The organism is Brevundimonas sp., from assembly GCF_041648055.1.
Classification (GTDB): domain Bacteria; phylum Pseudomonadota; class Alphaproteobacteria; order Caulobacterales; family Caulobacteraceae; genus Brevundimonas.
The window spans coordinates 266,923-283,964 of record NZ_JBAZPS010000003.1 but is presented as its reverse complement, the minus strand read 5'-3'; the positions used below and the strand labels follow the sequence as shown (position 1 = coordinate 283,964).

Here is a 17,042-nt window from a genome sequence, read left to right as displayed (position 1 = left end):
GGCAGTCCGCCCCGCCGCTGCAAGCTGCCAATCTGAACGACCCGGACGGCACCCGCCCGGTGAAGGAAGCATCCGAGCCCAAGGCCCGGGTGCTTCGTCAATTCGAGCTGGTGGAGGCGGTCCGCGCCTATGATCCCACAGCCGACGAGCAGCTTCTGAACCGCGCCTATGTCTACGCCATGAAGATGCATGGCTCGCAGTTGCGGGCGTCTGGCGACCCTTACTTTGCGCATCCGATTCAGGTCGCAGGTATCCTGACCGATTATCGGCTGGACACGGCCACCATCGTGACAGCCCTTCTGCACGACGTGGTCGAGGACACCTCGGCCACGCGCGACGACATCGCGGCTATGTTCGGCGAGGAGATCGCGGTTCTAGTTGAGGGCGTGACCAAGCTCAGCCGCCTCGAACTTCAGGCCGAGCACACGCGCCAGGCTGAGAACCTGCGCAAATTCATTCTTGCCATCTCTAAGGACGTCCGCGTCCTGCTGGTCAAGCTGGCCGACCGTCTGCACAACATGCGGACACTGAAATACGTCAAGCCTGAAAAGCGCGAGCGGATCAGCCGCGAGACGCTGGAAGTCTACGCGCCGCTGGGCCGGTCGATCGGCATCCACTCCATCGCGTCGGAGCTGGAAGAGCTGGCGTTCGAGCATCTGAACCCGACGGCCCGCACGGCGATCGAGCGGCGGCTCGAGGCGTTGAAGCTGGAGCATGGCCGCGCCATCGAGGGCGTGTCGCGCGAGGTCGAGCGGGTGCTGCAGGAGGGTGGGGTCAAGGCCAAGGTCTATGGCCGCCAGAAGACGCCCTATTCGATCTGGCGCAAGTTGCAGCGCAAGTCGGTGGGTTTTTCCTCCCTGTCCGACATCTATGGCTTCCGCGTGATCGTCGAGGCGGAAGACGACTGTTATCGCGCTCTCGGCATCATCCACCGCGCCTGGCCGATGGTGCCGGAGCGGTTCAAGGATTTCATCTCGACGCCCAAGTCCAACAACTATCGCAGCCTGCACACGACGGTCGTGGGACCGTCCGGCCTCCGGATCGAGATGCAACTGCGCACCGAGGCCATGGACCGGGTGGCCGAGGACGGCGTCGCCGCGCACTGGGCCTACAAGAACAAGTCCTATGGCTTCGACAAGGAGGCCATGGAGGCGGACGGCGGGCGCGACCCGCTGCAGAATCTGCGTCACCTCGTGCAAGTCATAGAGCACGGCGAGGGCGGCGAGGACTGGGTCGAACACGCCAAGCTGGAGATGTATCTCGAGCAGGTCTTCGTCTTCACGCCCAAAGGCTCGCTGATCACCCTGCCGCGTGGCGGGATGGCGCTGGATTTCGCCTATGCCGTCCACACCGAGGTCGGCGACACGGCGGTGGGCGTCAAGATCAACGGCGAGCTGAAGCCCATGCGGACGCAGTTGCAGAATGGCGATGTGGTCGAGATCGTGCGGGGGGCCAAGCGGGAGATCCCCGTCGACTGGCGCTCCCTGACCATCACGGGCCGGGCGCGCTCGGCCATCCGCCGTCATATCCGGACGTCAGAGCGCGGCGAGTTTCAGAAACTGGGCCGCAGTACCTTCGAGCAGACCCTGTCGCGTGCCGGCAAAACGGCGGCCGAGGTATCACTGGCCCCCGTGCGCGAGACATTGGGTTTTGCCAATGACGACGATCTGTTCGAGGCCATCGGTCGCGGACGGCTGTCGGCCGCCAAGGTCGGCGAAACCCTTTTCCCTGCGCTGAAGGGACGGCTGAAGGCCGGACCGGACCGCAGGCGGATCGCCGACGAGCAGGCGCGGTTGTTCGTGCGCGGCGGCGGACTGACGCCGGGCGTCAGCATCCATTTCGGCCACTGTTGCTCGCCCGTGCCCGGCGACCGCATTGTCGGCATTCTGGAGCCAGAAGCAGGACTGACGGTGCATACGATCGACTGCCAGAAACTGGCGGACTTTGCCGACGACGATTCGGTCTGGCAGGACCTGCAATGGACGCCTCAGGCCGAGCAGGGGGCTGTGGCATCGGCGCGCATCCGCGCCACCATCCAGAACGCACCGGGCGTGCTGGGCCAGGTCGCCACCCTGATCGGCGAGGCGGGTGGAAACATCCTGAATCTGGTCATGAGCCACCGCCAGCAGGACTTCTTCGACGTCGACATCGACGTGGAGGTCGAGGACGCCAAACACGCCACCCTGCTGATGGCCGCGCTGCGCGCCAATCCGGCGGTCGATACGGTCGAGCGGGCGCGGGGATAGGCTTGGACGGCGCGGCAACGCTCGCTATGACGATGCCATGAACACCGAAGATGTCCTGAACGAATTCCGCGATGCCGGTGCCCTGCGCGAGGGGCATTTTGTACTGTCATCGGGCCTGCACAGCCCGGTCTTCTTACAGAAGAACCTGGTCTTCATGGACACCGCCCGCTGTGAGCGGCTTTGTAAGGCGCTGGCGGAAAAGATCGTGGCCACAGTCGGCGCGGTCGATGTCGCCATATCTCCGGCCGTAGGCGGGATAATCCCCGGCTATGAGACCGCGCGACACCTGAAGGTGCGCTCGCTCTACGTCGAACGCGAAGGCGGCACGTTCAAACTGCGTCGCGGCTTCACGGTCGAACCGGGCGAGAAGGTGGTGATGGTCGAGGACATCGTCACCACGGGGCTGTCTTCGCGCGAATGTATCGCGGCCATCCAGGCGGCGGGCGGCGAAGTGGTCGCCGCAGCCTGTATCGTCGATCGCTCGGGCGGTCGGGCCGATGTCGGGGTGCCGCTGGTGGCGCTGGCGACGCTGGATGTGCCGGCCTACGCAGCGGATGCCCTGCCGCCCGAACTTGCGGCCTTGCCCATTGAAGATCCGGGTAGTCGGCGGTTGAGCCAATGACCCATACCCTGCGTCTGGGCGTCAATATCGACCATGTGGCCACGGTGCGGAATGCGCGTGGCGGTCTGAATCCCGATCCGGTCCGGGCGGCGCGTGAGGCCTTGGAAGCCGGTGCAGACGGCATTACGGCGCACCTGCGTGAGGATCGTCGCCATATCTCGGATGCCGATATCGACGGCCTGTCGGCCCTGCTCCGAGAACAGGCGCGGCCCCTGAACCTGGAGATGGCTGTCACCCAGGAGATGCTGGCCATCGCCCTGCATCATCGCCCCCACGCCGTCTGCCTGGTGCCGGAAAAGCGCGAGGAGCGCACGACCGAGGGCGGGCTGGACGTCGTCGGTGGCCACAACTGGATCACGCCCTTCGTCGGTCAGCTGAATGAAGCGGGGTGCCGGGTTTCGCTGTTCATCGGGGCCGATCCCGAACAGATTCATGCGGCCCAACGTACGGGAGCCGCCGTCGTCGAGCTGCATACCGGGGCCTTCTGCGACGCCGTGCGCGAGGGTAGGGTCGAGGAGGCACGGGTTGAACTAGAGGCTTTGCAGCATGGGGCAACCCTTGCTGTTCAGCTGGGACTGGAGGTGCATGCCGGGCACGGGATCGACTACGAAACGGTTACCGAGGTCGCGGCCATCCCCGAGATCGCCGAGTTGAACATCGGCCACTTCCTGATTGGAGAGGCGATTTTCGTCGGCTTGGGCCCGGCTATCGACAGGATGCGAGCCCTGATGGACGCCGCACGCGAGCCCGCTGCATGATCATCGGTGTTGGCGCAGACCTGTCGGACATTCGTCGCATCCAGGCGTCGCTGGACAGGTTTGGCGACCGGTTCAAGCAGCGCTGCTTTACCGAGCACGAACGCGCCAGATCGGACCGCAAGCCGGACCCGGCCTGGAGCTATGCCAAGCGGTTCGCGGCCAAGGAGGCCTGTGCCAAGGCGCTGGGCACCGGCATGCGGGCGGATGTTTACTGGCGCGACATGGGGGTGGTGAACCTGCGCTCGGGCCAGCCGACGCTGGCCCTGACCGGCCATGCCGCCGAGCACCTGCATCGCTTGATGCCCCCCGGGCATGAGCCGCGCATTCACCTGACGCTGAGTGACGAACACCCCTATGCACTCGCCTTCGTGGTGATCGAAGCCTTGCCCGTGGCGTAATCAGCCTATACCGACCGTTCGACTTTGATCCGCGTGCACGCGGCTGGGAATGACTTTCTGATGAGCGACGACACCACGTCCAATGCGCCGGTCACGGACATCAAGCGCACCCCCATCTTCGGCGGCGGCAAGCCGGAGAAGAAGAAGCCGCAGAACGAGGGTCTGGAGATCTTCAAGACCATCTTCTACGCTCTGCTGATCGCCCTGGTCCTGCGGGTCCTGCTGTTCCAGCCCTTCACGATCCCGTCGGCCTCGATGGAGCCCAATCTGTACGAGGGCGACTACATCGTCGTGTCGAAATGGTCCTATGGCTATTCGCGCCATTCGATGCCGTTCAGCCCGGAGATCTTCGAGGGGCGTATCTTCGGCTCGGCTCCGAAGCGAGGCGATATCGCCGTCTTCAAACTGCCGCGCGACAATCGCACCGACTACATCAAGCGCGTTATCGGCCTGCCCGGCGATAGAGTGCAGATGATCGACAACGTTCTGCATATCAACGGCGTGGCGGTTCGCGACGTGGTGGTGTCCGGCAACGAACTGTCGGGCATGTTCGGCCAGCAGGTCATTCAGGCGCGCGAAACCCTGCCCGGCGGCAAGACATTCACCATCCAGGATTTCGGCCCAGGCAACGATCTGGACAACACACCCGCCTTCGAGGTGCCCGCCGGCCACTACTTCATGATGGGCGACAACCGCGACAACTCGATCGACAGTCGGGTCGAACAGACCCAGGGCGTGGGCATGGTCCCGGAAGAGAATCTGGTCGGCAAGGCCGAGATCATCCTGCTGTCGTGGGAGCCCGGGGCCTCGCTGTGGAACCCGGTCAGCTGGTTCTCCAACATCCGCCCCAGCCGGTTCTTCCGCGTCCTCGACTGATGGCCGACCGTCGCGCAGAGGCGGTGCGCGCGCTGTTGGTGGCCTTGGGCCATAACTTTCGTGATCCGCGGCTGCTCGACCTCGCCCTGACCCACGCCAGCGTGGGGGAGGGGGCCGAGCGTGACGCGCGGGGTCGCCTGTTCGCCGACAATCAACGGCTGGAGTTCCTGGGGGACCGGGTGCTGGGCCTGCTGGTCGCCGACCGGCTGATGCGCGATTTCCCCAATGCAAACGAAGGCGAGATGTCGTCGCGTCTGCATGCGCTTGTCGACAAGGCCGCCTGTGCTCGCGCCGCGGACGCCCTCGGTGTCGGTCCCGCCATGCGACTGTCGCCGGGCGAGGCCAAGCAAGGCGGTCGGCGTCGCGAGGGCGTTCTGGGCGATGCGATGGAGGCCATTCTGGCGGCTGCCTGGCTGGATGGCGGCATGGAGGCCGCGCAGGCCGTGTTCGATCGCGCCTGGGCTGCCGAACTGGCGGCGCCGCCTGTGCGCTCGGTCAGCAATCCCAAATCGGCACTGCAGGAGTGGGCGCTGGGTCAGGCCAAGGCCCTGCCCACCTACCGTATCCTCGAACGGACAGGCTCCGACCACGCCCCGACCTTTACGGTCGAGGTGAACGTCGACGGCTATGCGCCCTTGACCGCACAGGGCCGTTCGCGTCAGGACGCAGAGAAGACGGCCGCCATCGGCCTGTTGCAACGTGAAGGCGTCATTTGACCGATCCCCAGGACACCCGTGTGAACACCCGTGCAGGCTTTGCCGCCATCATCGGCGCGCCCAATGCCGGCAAGTCCACTCTGGTCAATCGCCTGACCGGGACCAAGGTGTCGATTGTCACCCAAAAGGTCCAGACCACCCGCTTCCCTGTGCGCGGCATCGCCATTGAGGGCGACGCTCAGATCGTGCTGGTCGATACCCCTGGCATCTTCACGCCGCGCCGCAGGCTGGACCGGGCCATGGTCGCTTCGGCTTGGGGCGGGGCCTCGGACGCCGACGTGGTCATCCACCTGATCGATGCCGCCTCGCACATCGCTTCGGAAGGCAAGGAAGGCCAGGCGGCCGACCGGCGCTCGGCCGAGGACACCGAGACCATCATCGCCAATCTGAAGGCGTCCGACACCCAGGTCATTCTGGCCCTGAACAAGATCGACGGCATGCGCCGCGATACGCTGCTGGCGCTGTCACACCAGATGTTCGAGACTGGCGTCTATTCGGAGGTCTATATGATCTCGGCCCTGAGCGGCGACGGGGTCGATGACCTGAAGCAGCGGCTGGCCCGCGCCATGCCTGTAGGGCCGTGGCTCTATCCCGAGGACCAGTCCGCCGACGTGCCGATGCGCGTTCTGGCCGCCGAGATCACGCGCGAGAAGGTCTATCTACGCGTTCACGAGGAACTGCCCTATTCGGCGGCTGTCGAGACGACGTCCTTCGAGGACAAGGCGGACGGCTCGGCGCGGATCGAGCAGACCATCTATGTCGAGCGCGAGAGCCAGCGGCCCATCGTGCTGGGCAAGGGGGGGCAGACCCTGAAATGGATCGGCCAGAAGTCGCGCGAGGAGCTGACCGAGCTGCTGGATCGGCCGGTTCACCTGTTCCTGACCGTCAAGGTCGATCCGAAGTGGCAGGACAGCCGCGCCCTGTACGCCCAGTTCGGGCTGGATTTCGACGTCTGATCTCTTGTTCCATGTCCCCAGACATTCCGGTGGCCATCCGCGCCTGACCATTGCGGTCATCAGTGCCGTACTGATCGCCTCGGCAGGCCTGATCGGCTGGTTCAGCGTGCGTCCCAATGCCGAGGCTTCTGCGGTAGCCGAAGCATCTGCACTGTCGCGTCCGCCGCTGGTCGTGATCGAGAGCCTGCCGCAACTCAAGGCGCATCTGGATCGCTGGGGCGCGAACGAGCAGTTCACGGGCGCTGTCCTGGTGGCGCGAGGTGACGAAATCCTGTTTCGGCAAGCCTATGGCTTGGCCAATCGCGAAACGGGCGAGCCTTTGAAGCTGGATTCCCGCTACCGCCTCGCTTCGGTCAGCAAGCAGTTTACCGCTGCCGCCATCCTGCGTCTTCAGGACGAGGGCAAGTTGTCCGTCGATGATCCGCTGTGTCGCTGGATCGAGGACTGCCCTGCCGCGTGGGCTCCCATTCGGCTCAGCCATTTGCTGTCGCACACCTCCGGCATTCCCGACCTGATGGCCCGGCCCGGCTGGGGCAACCGACGTGTGACCCCGGCGACCACCCAGGAATTGACCGAGGACTCCAAGCGTTTCAGCCTCAGCTTCGCCCCCGGCACCAAGGTCGGCTACAACAATGCGGCCTATAACCTGCTGGGCGTCGTGGTCGAGAAGGCCAGTGGCCAACCCCTGCACGACTATTTGCGCACCGCCTTCTTCGACCCTCTGGGCATGGAGGACACGGGCTATGACGACGACCAGTCGGAAGTCGTCATGGGCTATGCCAACCTGGTCGGCGGAATCGCCCCCCAGCCCAATGCCAACCTCAGCATCATCTTCGCCGCTGGTGCGCTGTACTCGACGCTCGATGACCTGCTGGTCTGGGAGAAGGCGTTGCATCAGGGCGATCTGCTGACGCCTGCCAGCTATGCCCAGATGATCGCCGATCACGCCCCCGCCGATACGCCCGATGAGCGGGGACGCCCGCACCGTGCCTGGGGCTATGGCGTATTCTCGAACAGCATCGGCCGACGCGTCAGCCCGGGCTTTGCAGACCGCCAGATCTATCACACCGGCAGTTGGTCGGGCTTCCGCAACCTGATGACCCACCAGCCCGATCAGGACGTGACGGTGATCGTCCTGTCCAACAACTATCATCAGCGCGACGCCGTCTTCCTGATCTCCCAGAAGGCCATGGCCGAGGCCTTGGGCTACCCGTTTCCCACCGCGATGGCCCGTTAGCGGGAACGCGGCGGGTCCGCAGGGGTTGGATCAGGGCAAACCGGAGCCCTGCCATGAAAGCCGTCGTCCTAAACTGCACGCTGAAGCCGTCTCCCCAGACCTCCAGCACCGAGGCCTTGGCGAACGTCGTCATCGCCGAACTCGAAAAGGGCGGGGCCGAGGTCGAGATGATCCGGCTGGTCGATCTAGACATCAAGCCCGGCGTCAGCGCCGATGAAGGCAAGGGCGACGAATGGCCGTCCATCGACGAGAGGCTCAAGGCCGCAGATATCGTGATCTTTGCGACCCCGACCTGGCTGGGCCAGATGTCCAGTGTCTGCCTGCGTGCGCTGGAGCGGATGGATGCCTGGTTTGGCGAGACTGACGACAGTGGACGCCCCGTGGCCTTCGGCAAGGTCGCCGGCGTCGTGGTGACCGGCAATGAGGACGGGGCCCACAACATCGTTGCCACGGTCTGTCAGGGACTGATCGACATGGGTTTCACCATTCCGGGGCAGAGCTGGACTTACTGGCACCTGGGCCCCGGCCCCGGACCAGACTATGTCGAGACGGATCAGGGGCACGAATATTCTGACCGCGTAGGCCGCAACGCCGCACGCAATCTGCTGGCCGTGGCCAAGGTGCTAAAGCCGACGACCTATCCGGTTCCGGAAAGCGGGGAGCAGGGCTAGGCTGGTCGCTTCCTGCCGGAGCGCCACCCATGATGAACCTGTTCGCCGTCCTGTCGATCCTGTCCGCGTCGCCGGAGACGGATGTCGAGGCGGTCATCGACCGCATGCATCAAGCGGCATCTAGAGCCGACGGACAGGACTACTTCAATCAGTTCACCCCTGAGGCCCGCTTCATCGGCACCGACGCGACCGAGCGTTGGTCCCTGACCGCCTTCCGCGCCTATGCGGAGCCGTATTTCGCAAGGGGACGAGGCTGGACCTATGTGCCACGCGAGCGGACGGTGACTATAGCGCCCATCGGATGCCGCTGCGTCGCCTGGTTCGACGAGATTCTGGACAATGCGAGCTATGGCCAGGTGCGCGGTTCCGGGGTGTTGCGCCTTACGGACGACGGCTGGAAGATCGAGCAATATGTCCTTAGCTTCGCCGTACCGAATGACCGCGCCGACGCTGTCGTGGCGACGATCAAGGCTGAGGAATAGCTGCAGCGTACGAGAACGTATGGCCAACACCGGCACGACCGGCTAACGACCGGCATGGATTTCACCGACGATGCCTTCGTTCTGTCAGCGCGCGCGCATGGCGATACGGGTGTAGTCGTCGAACTGCTGACGCTGGATCATGGTCGCCGTGCGGCCTATGTCGCGGGCGGGGCGTCACGCAAGATGAAGCCGTTCCTGCAGCCCGGCGCGCGGGTTTCGGCCGATTACCGAGCCCGGACGTCCGACCACCTGGGCTCGGCGCGGCTGGAGCCGGTGGGAGAGGGGCCCAGCGCCCTGTTTGACGACCCGATGGCCCTGACGGGCCTCGCCGCCGCCGCATCTGTTGCGCAAGGAGCTCTGCCGGATAGAGAACCGCATCCAGGGGCCTTCATGGCGTTCGAGGCCCTGATGGGAGCGTTCGTCCTTCCCGATGTCTGGCCCGCCATTTTCGTCCGTTTCGAGGCCGGGTTGCTAGAGGACCTGGGCTTTGGGTTGGACCTGTCCCGATGCGCCGTCACCGGAGATATGGACGACCTGATCTGGGTCAGCCCGCGGACGGGTCGCGCCGTCAGCCGAAATGCCGGCGCACCCTATGCCGACAAACTACTGGTCTTGCCGCCCTTCATGCTGGGGGCGCAGGCCAGGCTGGGTGAAGGCGATGTCGGGGCGGGCCTGGCCCTGACCGGCCATTTCCTGGAACAGTTCGTCTTTCACCCCCAGAACCGGCCTATTCCGCCTGCACGGGTGTGGATGATCGACAAGCTGGGCGAGGCGGGACGACTTTAGGCGCTAGACTCAGGCGCTGGGATTACCGATTCGGACGCCATGACCATTCATACCCCGCCGCCTGAGGGCGGCCGCATCATCGACGAGCCGATGAGCGAGGCGCTGAGCCGTCGCTATTTGGCCTATGCGCTGTCGACCATTACCAACCGCGCCCTGCCGGACGTGCGGGACGGCTTCAAGCCTGTGCATCGGCGCATAATGTACGCCATGCAGCAGATGCGCCTGAACCCCCAGGCGGCTGCACGCAAATGCGCCAAGGTCGTCGGGGAGGTTATGGGCGGCTATCACCCCCATGGCGATGCCTCCATCTATGACGCCCTGGTGCGTCTGGCCCAGGATTTCTCTCAGCGCTACCCACTAGTCGATGGCCAGGGAAACTTCGGCAACATCGACGGCGATAACGCCGCAGCCATGCGCTACACCGAGTGCAAGCTGACGCCCGCCGCCGTCTTGCTTATGGAGGGGATCGAGCAGGACTCGGTCGACTTCAAGGCCACCTATGACGATCAGGACGAGGAGCCGGTCGTCCTGCCCGCGGGTTTCCCGAACCTGTTGGCCAACGGCTCGTCCGGCATCGCCGTCGGCATGGCGACGTCCATTCCGCCGCATAACGTCGGTGAGTTGATCGACGCCTGCCAGCTGTTGCTGGAGCGGCCGGACGCCACCACGGCGGAACTGGCGACCATCGTGCCGGGACCGGACTTTCCGACCGGGGGCGTCGCGGTCGAAGGGCATGCCTCAATCCTCGACGCCTATGAGACCGGTCGCGGCGGCGTGCGTTTGCGGGCGCGGTGGGAGCGGGTGCCGCTGGATCGTGGTGGCTATCAGATCGTGGTCACCGAGATGCCGTATCAAGTCGGCAAGTCCAAGCTGGTCGCCGATCTGGCCGATCTGATCGAGCACAAGAAGGCCCCTCTGCTGGGCGACGTGCGCGACGAGTCCGCCGAGGACATCCGCCTGGTGCTGGAGCCCAAGTCGCGGACGGTCGAGGCCGACGTCCTGATGGAGAGCCTCTTCAAGCTTTCCGATCTGGAGGTGCGCTTCCCGATCAACATGAATGTGCTGGACGCCACGGGCACGCCGGGCGTGCTGGGACTGAAGGCCTGTCTACAGGCGTTTCTGGAGCACAGGCGCGAGGTTCTGGTGCGCCGGGCCCACTGGCGCATTGAACGGGTCGAGAAGCGGCTGCATCTGCTGGAAGGCCTGCGGATCGTCTTCCTGAACCTGGACGAGGTCATCCGCATCGTCCGCGAGGAGGAGCAGCCCAAGGCCGTGCTGATCGCCCGGTTCGGCCTGACGGAGCTTCAGGCCGACTTCATCCTCGACACCCGTCTGCGACAGCTGGCGCGGATCGAAGAGATGACGATCGAGAATGAATTCAAGACTTTGATGGAAGAACTTGCGGCACTGAAGTCGCTGTCAACAACGCCTGCCAAGCAATGGAAGCAGGTCGGTAAGGACCTGGAGGCCGTGCGCAAGGCCATGGTCTCGCCACGCCGCACCACAATCGCCGAGGCCGTAGACAGTTCGGCCTTCGCCGCCGCGGTCGAGGCCTACATCCCGCGCGAGGCCATCACGGTCATCCTGTCCGAGCGCGGCTGGATCCGGGCCGCCAAGGGCAAGGTGGAGGATCCGTCGGAGCTGAAGTTCAAGGAGGGCGACAGTCTGGCCTGGCTGGTGCCTGCCTTCACGACCGACAAGCTGCTGGTCGCGGCGTCGGACGGGCGCATCTTCACGATCGGTGCCGACAAACTGGCGTCGGGGCGCGGGCATGGCGAGCCGCTACGCCTGATGATCGATCTGGACGAAAAGGCCGAGATCGTGGCCCTGTTAGCCCATCAACCGGGCGGCAAGCTGCTGGTCGCGTCGCGTGCGGGGTATGGGTTCATCGCCCCGGAAGACGAACTGCTGGCCCAGAAACGCGGCGGCAAACAGGTGCTGAACGGCGACCTGAAGGCCGTACTTCGCGTCACCGGAGATCACATCGCCACCATCGGTGACAACATCAAGGCGCTGATCTTCCCTGTCGCCGAACTTCCGGAAATGGGCCGGGGCAAGGGGGTCAAGCTGCAGTCCTACAAACAGGGCGGGCTGGTGGATGTGACCGTCTTCGACGGCGCACATGGCCCCGAATGGGTTGATGGCGGCGCTCGGCGCCGGAACTGGCCCGACTGGAAGGATTGGCTGGGCAAACGCGCTGGAGCAGGGCGGCAGGGACCGAGGGGGCTCAGGAAGTTCCGCTAGAGCGGCTTACGCCGATTTCATTTCCGATGGCGCGGGTCTGTTGACATACTCTGGCATGGCCCACTCCGGGCCGGGTTGGAGATGTCCATGCTCATCACCCTGATCGTCATCGCCGTCATCGTGGCCGTGGTGCTTTTCGTCGTCGTCGGCGCCTACAACAAGCTGGTCGCGCTGGATCAGCGCGCCGACCAGTCGTTCGCCGATATCGACGTGCAGCTGAAGCAGCGTCAGGACCTGATCCCCAATCTGGTGGAAACGGTGAAAGGTTATGCCACGCACGAGGCCGGGACCCTGGCGGCTGTGACCCAGGCCCGCGCCGCCGCCGCCGGGGCCACCTCGGTCAACGACAAGGTCCAGGCCGAGAACATGCTGACAGGCGCTCTGGGCCGTCTGTTCGCCGTGTCCGAGGCCTATCCCGACCTCAAGGCCAACGCCAACTTCCAGCAGTTGCAGGCCGAACTGTCGGACATCGAGAACAAGCTCGCCGCCGCTCGCCGGTTCTTCAACAATGCCGTGGCCGAGTTCAACGCCGTGCGCCGCCAGTTCCCGACCGTCCTGTTCGCGGGCATGGTCGGCTATGGAGCGGACAAGCCCTTTGTCGACGTGGGAGAGGCCGATCGTGCCGCCATGACTGCCGCGCCGCCGTCGGTGAAGTTCTAGGCCTCACCCCATGACCGCCGTCGGTCTTCAGACCCACATCTGGGCGAACAATACGCGCTCGGTGATCCTGCTGGCAGGCTTTCCCGTGCTGATGGTCGGCATCCTGTATGGGCTCCAGCTCATGCTGATGGGGTTTGGCATCCTCCCTAACTCCGGAGGCTCGCTGAGCGCGGACATGGCGTTGGCGGCGAGCTGGCTGACAACGACCATCCCGCTGGCCATCGTCTTCTCCGCCATCTGGTTCGCTATCGCCTGGTTCGGCAATCAGGCGATGATCGACGCCATGACAGGGGCCCGCAAGGTTGATCGGCGGTCTGAGCCTGAGCTCTATAACTTGCTGGAAAATCTGTCGATCTCTCGCGGTATGCAGACCCCGACGCTGCGCATCATCGAAGTGGACGGATTGAATGCCTACGCCAGCGGCCTGAACGAAGGCCGTTACAGTGTCACCGTCACGCGCGGGCTGATGCAGGCGCTGGACCGCGACGAACTGGAGGCCGTGCTGGCCCACGAGCTGACGCATGTCATCAACAAGGACGTGCGGACCATGGTGATCGCCTCGATCTTTGCCGGCATCATCAGCGTGGTGGCCGAACTGGTGCTGCGCAGTCTGTTTTATTCACGCGGAGGCGGGCGGCGCGACAACAAGAATGCCATGCCGCTGATCCTGATTGGTCTGGTCATAGCTGCGGTCGGCTATGGGCTGGCCATCGTCATTCGCATGAGCCTGTCACGCACTCGGGAATATGTGGCCGATGCCGGGGCGGTCGAGCTGACCAAAAACCCCGACGCCATGATCGGAGCGCTGCGCAAGATCGAGGGACGGTCGTCTCTGCCGGGCCCTGACGAGGTTCAGCAGATGTTTCTGGACAACCAGCCGAACGGCAAGGGTCTGGAGGGCCTGTTTGCCACCCATCCCCCCATCGCCAAGCGGATCGAGGCCTTGATCAGGTTTGGGGGAGGGCGCGATCCTGGCCCGTGGCGAGAGCCCGCCTCTGTACCGCTGATGCCGCCTTATCCAACGTCGGTACCCTCGGCAGGCTGAACGATCCGCTCCCAGCCCAGACGGGTCAGTTTCTCCATTGGACGGAAGTCGGCCTTGTAGTCCATCTTGCGCGACCCTTGGACCCAGTAGCCCAGATAGACGAAGGGCAGGTTGACCGCCGCCGCCTGACGCACATGATCCAGTATGGCGAACCGGCCCAGGCTGCGTGCTGCGAGAGCTGGGTCGAAGAAGCTGTAAACCATCGAAAGTCCATCACTCAGCAAGTCCGTCAGACAAACGCCGACGAGCTGCCCCGGGCCGTCATCCAACGAAGCCCGGCGATACTCGATCAGGTGGGTGCGGACAGCGGTGTCCTCGATCATGGCGACATAATCCAGCCAGCCCATACCAGCCATGCCGCCCTCGGGATGGCGATTGTTCAGGTAGCGGCGCAACAGATCGAACTGCTCCGTCGTCGCCTCGGCCTCGACCAGATCGCGTGATAGATCTTCGTTCCGACGCAGGATGCGCCTCTGGGAGCGGGAGAACGCGAACTCCGGCACGGGCAGCCGCACCGAGACGCAGGCATCGCAGGCCTCGCAAGCCGGTCGGTAGGCAATATTCTGACTGCGCCTGAAACCCGCCTGCGTCAGCTCGTCGTTGACGTGTGCCCCCTCGCTGAAGGGCAGATTGGCGAACACCTTCCGCTCCGTCTTGCCCGGCAGATAAGGGCAGGGCGCGACCGAGGTCATGTAGAACCGGAGTTGTCGCTGCGGGACGAACTGGGTCAACGGCTCAGGTCCGTGTTTGTCGGCACGTTGAAGATAGGCGACGCAACATGGTTGATATCTGGCCCCGCACGGTCGTTCTGCGCAAGGGTCATATCCGCCTACAGGCTGGTATCAGACGGCAAAACGGGTGCTTCGCGCAACAGAACAATGGCGATGCGCCGGTTGCCAGCCAGCGAAGGATCATCGGGATATAGCGGATCGGAACCGGCCTTGCCCGACACCTGGTACACGCGATCCGAATCGACACCCGCGCTCTGCAGGACCAGCCTTGATGCGTTGGCGCGCTCGGAAGACAGCGACCAGTCACCTGGTGCACTGGCCCGGCTGGAACCCGCCTGGGCCGACGTATGGCCGGTCACGGAGATGCGGTTCGGCAACTGGTTGATCACGCGCGACACGGCTCTCAGCAGGAGCTGGGCTCTGGCATTGGGCCGTGCCGAGTTGTTGTCGAACATGGATCGACCCTCCTGGTCGACCAGCTGGATGCGCAGTCCCTCAGGAGTCTGGTCGATGATCAGCTGTTTCGACAGCTCGGCCAGTTCAGGCATCGACTGCATGGCCTGGCGCAGCGATTCGGCGGCGGAGGCGAACTGGGCGGCTTCGCGGCGCGCGATCTCTTCGCGCAGAGCCTCTTCGCTGGCAGCGGCCAGGTTTGAACTCTGACCTGCGTCCTGCGGCGCGTTATCAGGAGCTTCAGGGGCCAGTTCGGTGATGACCGAGTTGCTGCCCGAGCTCTTGGCACCATCATCACCCAAGGCCGTGCCGCCCAAGATGCCGCCCGAGCCCGACGTTGTCTGGGACACGCTGGCAGGTGCGAAATATTCGGCAATACCGCGCTTCTGCTCCGGATCGGTCGTGTTGATCAGCCACATCAGCAGGAAGAAGGCCATCATCGCTGTCACAAAGTCGGCATAGGCGACCTTCCAGGCCCCGCCATGGTGACCTCCGGCGATCACCTTCTTGACCTTCTTGATCATGATTGGGCGGTCGTTCAGAGCCATCGAATCCGGTGCCTTAACGCTGTTCGTTAGCCACACCATCGCGGGCGCGCGTTAAGAACCGGTTTGCAAATGATACGGGCAAGCGACCATGCGGCACCAAAGTCATTGCCGACGCACTTTGGGTCGCCTAGTCGTCGAAGTGTGACCGACCTCATCAGCCCCACCTTCGATACGCCCGCCTATCGCAAGGCCCTGGGCGGCTTTGCCACCGGCGTCTGCGTCGTGACAGCCCATACGGGGGAGGGGCCCTATGGCATCACTGTCAACTCCTTTACCTCCGTTTCTTTGGCACCGCCGCTGATCCTGTGGTGTCTGGACCGGAAGTCGGAGCGGCACGACGCCTTTGCAGCGGCCGACCGTTTCGCGGTGCATGTACTGCCGATCGAGGATCGCGACATGTCCGACCGGTTCGCCTGGGGCGTTTGCCGTCTGTCGGCCGAGGAGTTCGACAGCTCCAGCAACGAGCCCCCACGCCTTCGAAATGCCCTGACGCGGCTGGACTGCGACGTCCACGCCCGCATCGTCATGGGCGATCACCTGACCATTGTTGGAGCCGTGCGAACCTTCGAGACCCGCCCAGGTGATGCGCTGACCTATTATCGGGGCCGGTATGGCGAAGCCCGGGAGCCGCTGGCGTGAAGATCGGATTTGCAGGACTAGGGGTTATGGGCGGGCCGATGGCACGCCATCTGGTTCATGCAGGACATAAGGTTTCGGCCTTCAACCGCTCGATTGATAAGGCATCGGCTTGGGCAAAGCTCGCAGGCGGCGCCGTCGCAAACACAGTCCAAGCTGCAGCGGAAGGTGCGGAGGTGTTCATCCTTTGCGTCGGCAACGACGACGACGTTCGTCAGGTCGTGTCACAGGCCTTGACGCATCTACAGCCGGGCGCGGTCATCATTGATCACACGACGACGTCCGCCGTCGTCGCGCGCGAGATGTCGGATGCGGCTTCGTCCTCTGGTCGTCACTTCATCGACGCTCCGGTTTCCGGTGGCCAGGCCGGTGCCGAAAATGGCCAGCTCAGTGTCATGGCGGGGGGCGATACCGAAGCCCTGGCGCGTGTCGAGCCAATCCTGAAAACCTATTCGAAAGCTATCAAGCGCATGGGCCCGCCTGGGTCCGGTCAGCTCGCCAAGATGGTCAACCAGATTGCCATCGCCGGCGTCGTCCAGGGCTTGGCAGAGGCTGTGCATTTTGCCCATTGCGCTGGCCTGGACACCGACGCGGTCTATGACGCCATTTCCAAGGGTGCGGCCCAGTCCTGGCAGATGGACAATCGCTGGAAGACGATGACGCGCGGCGAGTTCGATTTCGGCTTCGCGGTCGACTGGATGCGCAAGGATCTGGGGCTTGTGCTGGATGAAGCCCGGGCCAACGGTGCGCGGCTCGACATGACGTCTCTGGTCGATAGCTATTACGCAGAGGTTCAGGCCATGGGCGGCGCACGCTGGGATACGTCGAGCCTGGCGGCAAGGCTCCAAAAGCCCAGCAGCGATTAACGGCAGATCGAAAGCACCAACTCAATATTTCACATAATATATCTTAGGCGATAAACGCATCCCGCAGCAGAGTGGCGCTCAGCACCCTTCCGTTGCCCCTTCACGCTTGCG

At 64.2% G+C, this 17,042-nt stretch carries 18 protein-coding genes; 16 read left to right on the top strand and 2 right to left on the bottom strand.

Annotated elements, in window-relative coordinates; genetic code table 11:
* Window positions 1-59: 59 nt before the first annotated feature.
* From WC585_RS09510 to WC585_RS09445, 14 genes are all read left to right on the top strand, one after another.
* Window positions 60-2,246, top strand: a complete 2,187-nt coding sequence (locus WC585_RS09510; protein ID WP_373257630.1) for a bifunctional (p)ppGpp synthetase/guanosine-3',5'-bis(diphosphate) 3'-pyrophosphohydrolase — start codon at window positions 60-62, stop codon at window positions 2,244-2,246.
* 37 nt (window positions 2,247-2,283) lie between these two features.
* The gene (gene pyrE / locus WC585_RS09505) at window positions 2,284-2,868 is read left to right on the top strand and encodes an orotate phosphoribosyltransferase (RefSeq protein ID WP_373257628.1); all 585 of its coding nucleotides are present in this window, start codon (window positions 2,284-2,286) and stop codon (window positions 2,866-2,868) included.
* On the top strand, window positions 2,865-3,626 hold the full coding sequence (locus WC585_RS09500) for a pyridoxine 5'-phosphate synthase (protein ID WP_373257627.1): 762 nt from the start codon (window positions 2,865-2,867) through the stop codon (window positions 3,624-3,626). Before pyrE ends, WC585_RS09500 begins: the two co-directional genes overlap by 4 nt.
* The gene (gene acpS, locus WC585_RS09495; RefSeq protein ID WP_373257626.1) at window positions 3,623-4,024 is read left to right on the top strand and encodes a holo-ACP synthase; all 402 of its coding nucleotides are present in this window, start codon (window positions 3,623-3,625) and stop codon (window positions 4,022-4,024) included. The genes WC585_RS09500 and acpS overlap by 4 nt, the downstream gene beginning before the upstream one ends.
* A gap of 60 nt (window positions 4,025-4,084) precedes the next feature.
* Complete coding sequence (lepB, locus tag WC585_RS09490; protein ID WP_373257624.1) at window positions 4,085-4,900, top strand: signal peptidase I; 816 nt, start codon at window positions 4,085-4,087, stop codon at window positions 4,898-4,900.
* On the top strand, window positions 4,900-5,616 hold the full coding sequence (rnc, locus tag WC585_RS09485) for a ribonuclease III (protein WP_373257622.1): 717 nt from the start codon (window positions 4,900-4,902) through the stop codon (window positions 5,614-5,616). The genes lepB and rnc overlap by 1 nt, the downstream gene beginning before the upstream one ends.
* Complete coding sequence (gene era / locus WC585_RS09480) at window positions 5,613-6,572, top strand: GTPase Era (RefSeq protein WP_373257621.1); 960 nt, start codon at window positions 5,613-5,615, stop codon at window positions 6,570-6,572. Before rnc ends, era begins: the two co-directional genes overlap by 4 nt.
* A gap of 4 nt (window positions 6,573-6,576) precedes the next feature.
* The gene (locus tag WC585_RS09475; protein WP_373257619.1) at window positions 6,577-7,809 is read left to right on the top strand and encodes a serine hydrolase domain-containing protein; all 1,233 of its coding nucleotides are present in this window, start codon (window positions 6,577-6,579) and stop codon (window positions 7,807-7,809) included.
* Window positions 7,810-7,862: 53 nt separating this feature from the next.
* On the top strand, window positions 7,863-8,480 hold the full coding sequence (locus WC585_RS09470) for a flavodoxin family protein (RefSeq protein WP_373257617.1): 618 nt from the start codon (window positions 7,863-7,865) through the stop codon (window positions 8,478-8,480).
* A 29-nt stretch (window positions 8,481-8,509) separates the two neighbouring features.
* Window positions 8,510-8,962 carry a nuclear transport factor 2 family protein gene (locus WC585_RS09465; RefSeq protein WP_373257615.1) on the top strand — a complete coding sequence of 151 codons (453 nt, stop codon included), beginning with the start codon at window positions 8,510-8,512 and terminating at the stop codon, window positions 8,960-8,962.
* Between the two features lie 54 nt (window positions 8,963-9,016).
* Complete coding sequence (recO, locus tag WC585_RS09460) at window positions 9,017-9,748, top strand: DNA repair protein RecO (protein ID WP_373257613.1); 732 nt, start codon at window positions 9,017-9,019, stop codon at window positions 9,746-9,748.
* A 39-nt stretch (window positions 9,749-9,787) separates the two neighbouring features.
* Complete coding sequence (parC, locus tag WC585_RS09455) at window positions 9,788-11,992, top strand: DNA topoisomerase IV subunit A (RefSeq protein ID WP_373257611.1); 2,205 nt, start codon at window positions 9,788-9,790, stop codon at window positions 11,990-11,992.
* 87 nt (window positions 11,993-12,079) lie between these two features.
* Window positions 12,080-12,652, top strand: a complete 573-nt coding sequence (locus tag WC585_RS09450; protein ID WP_373257610.1) for a LemA family protein — start codon at window positions 12,080-12,082, stop codon at window positions 12,650-12,652.
* Between the two features lie 10 nt (window positions 12,653-12,662).
* Window positions 12,663-13,697: a M48 family metallopeptidase gene (locus tag WC585_RS09445; RefSeq protein WP_373257608.1), complete on the top strand. Its 1,035-nt coding sequence runs from the start codon at window positions 12,663-12,665 to the stop codon at window positions 13,695-13,697.
* Here WC585_RS09445 and WC585_RS09440 read toward each other — a convergent pair.
* On the bottom strand, window positions 13,667-14,428 hold the full coding sequence (locus WC585_RS09440; RefSeq protein ID WP_373257606.1) for an arginyltransferase: 762 nt from the start codon (window positions 14,426-14,428) through the stop codon (window positions 13,667-13,669). The genes WC585_RS09445 and WC585_RS09440 overlap by 31 nt on opposite strands.
* Before the next feature lie 98 nt (window positions 14,429-14,526).
* Window positions 14,527-15,429 (bottom strand): flagellar motor protein MotB, encoded by a 903-nt coding sequence (locus tag WC585_RS09435; RefSeq protein WP_373257605.1) that lies wholly within the window; start codon window positions 15,427-15,429, stop codon window positions 14,527-14,529.
* A gap of 141 nt (window positions 15,430-15,570) precedes the next feature.
* Between WC585_RS09435 and WC585_RS09430 the strand changes: the two genes are divergently transcribed.
* Window positions 15,571-16,068, top strand: coding sequence for a flavin reductase family protein (locus WC585_RS09430; RefSeq protein ID WP_373257603.1), 498 nt, complete (start codon window positions 15,571-15,573; stop codon window positions 16,066-16,068).
* Window positions 16,065-16,931 carry an NAD(P)-dependent oxidoreductase gene (locus WC585_RS09425; protein WP_373257601.1) on the top strand — a complete coding sequence of 289 codons (867 nt, stop codon included), beginning with the start codon at window positions 16,065-16,067 and terminating at the stop codon, window positions 16,929-16,931. The genes WC585_RS09430 and WC585_RS09425 overlap by 4 nt, the downstream gene beginning before the upstream one ends.
* Window positions 16,932-17,042: the final 111 nt, after the last annotated feature.

Excerpts from the sequence above, each read along its gene's own strand:
- rnc (WP_373257622.1), top strand. The coding sequence starts at position 4,900 with ATGGCCGACCGTCGCGCAGAGGCGGTGCGCGCGCTGTTGGTGGCCTTG.
- WC585_RS09500 (WP_373257627.1), top strand. The coding sequence starts at position 2,865 with ATGACCCATACCCTGCGTCTGGGCGTCAATATCGACCATGTGGCCACG.
- pyrE (WP_373257628.1), top strand. The coding sequence starts at position 2,284 with ATGAACACCGAAGATGTCCTGAACGAATTCCGCGATGCCGGTGCCCTG.
- acpS (WP_373257626.1), top strand. The coding sequence starts at position 3,623 with ATGATCATCGGTGTTGGCGCAGACCTGTCGGACATTCGTCGCATCCAG.
- WC585_RS09450 (WP_373257610.1), top strand. The coding sequence starts at position 12,080 with ATGCTCATCACCCTGATCGTCATCGCCGTCATCGTGGCCGTGGTGCTT.
- WC585_RS09445 (WP_373257608.1), top strand. The coding sequence starts at position 12,663 with ATGACCGCCGTCGGTCTTCAGACCCACATCTGGGCGAACAATACGCGC.
- WC585_RS09435 (WP_373257605.1), bottom strand. The coding sequence starts at position 15,429 with ATGGCTCTGAACGACCGCCCAATCATGATCAAGAAGGTCAAGAAGGTG.
- recO (WP_373257613.1), top strand. The coding sequence starts at position 9,017 with ATGGATTTCACCGACGATGCCTTCGTTCTGTCAGCGCGCGCGCATGGC.
- WC585_RS09465 (WP_373257615.1), top strand. The coding sequence starts at position 8,510 with ATGATGAACCTGTTCGCCGTCCTGTCGATCCTGTCCGCGTCGCCGGAG.
- WC585_RS09470 (WP_373257617.1), top strand. The coding sequence starts at position 7,863 with ATGAAAGCCGTCGTCCTAAACTGCACGCTGAAGCCGTCTCCCCAGACC.
- lepB (WP_373257624.1), top strand. The coding sequence starts at position 4,085 with ATGAGCGACGACACCACGTCCAATGCGCCGGTCACGGACATCAAGCGC.
- parC (WP_373257611.1), top strand. The coding sequence starts at position 9,788 with ATGACCATTCATACCCCGCCGCCTGAGGGCGGCCGCATCATCGACGAG.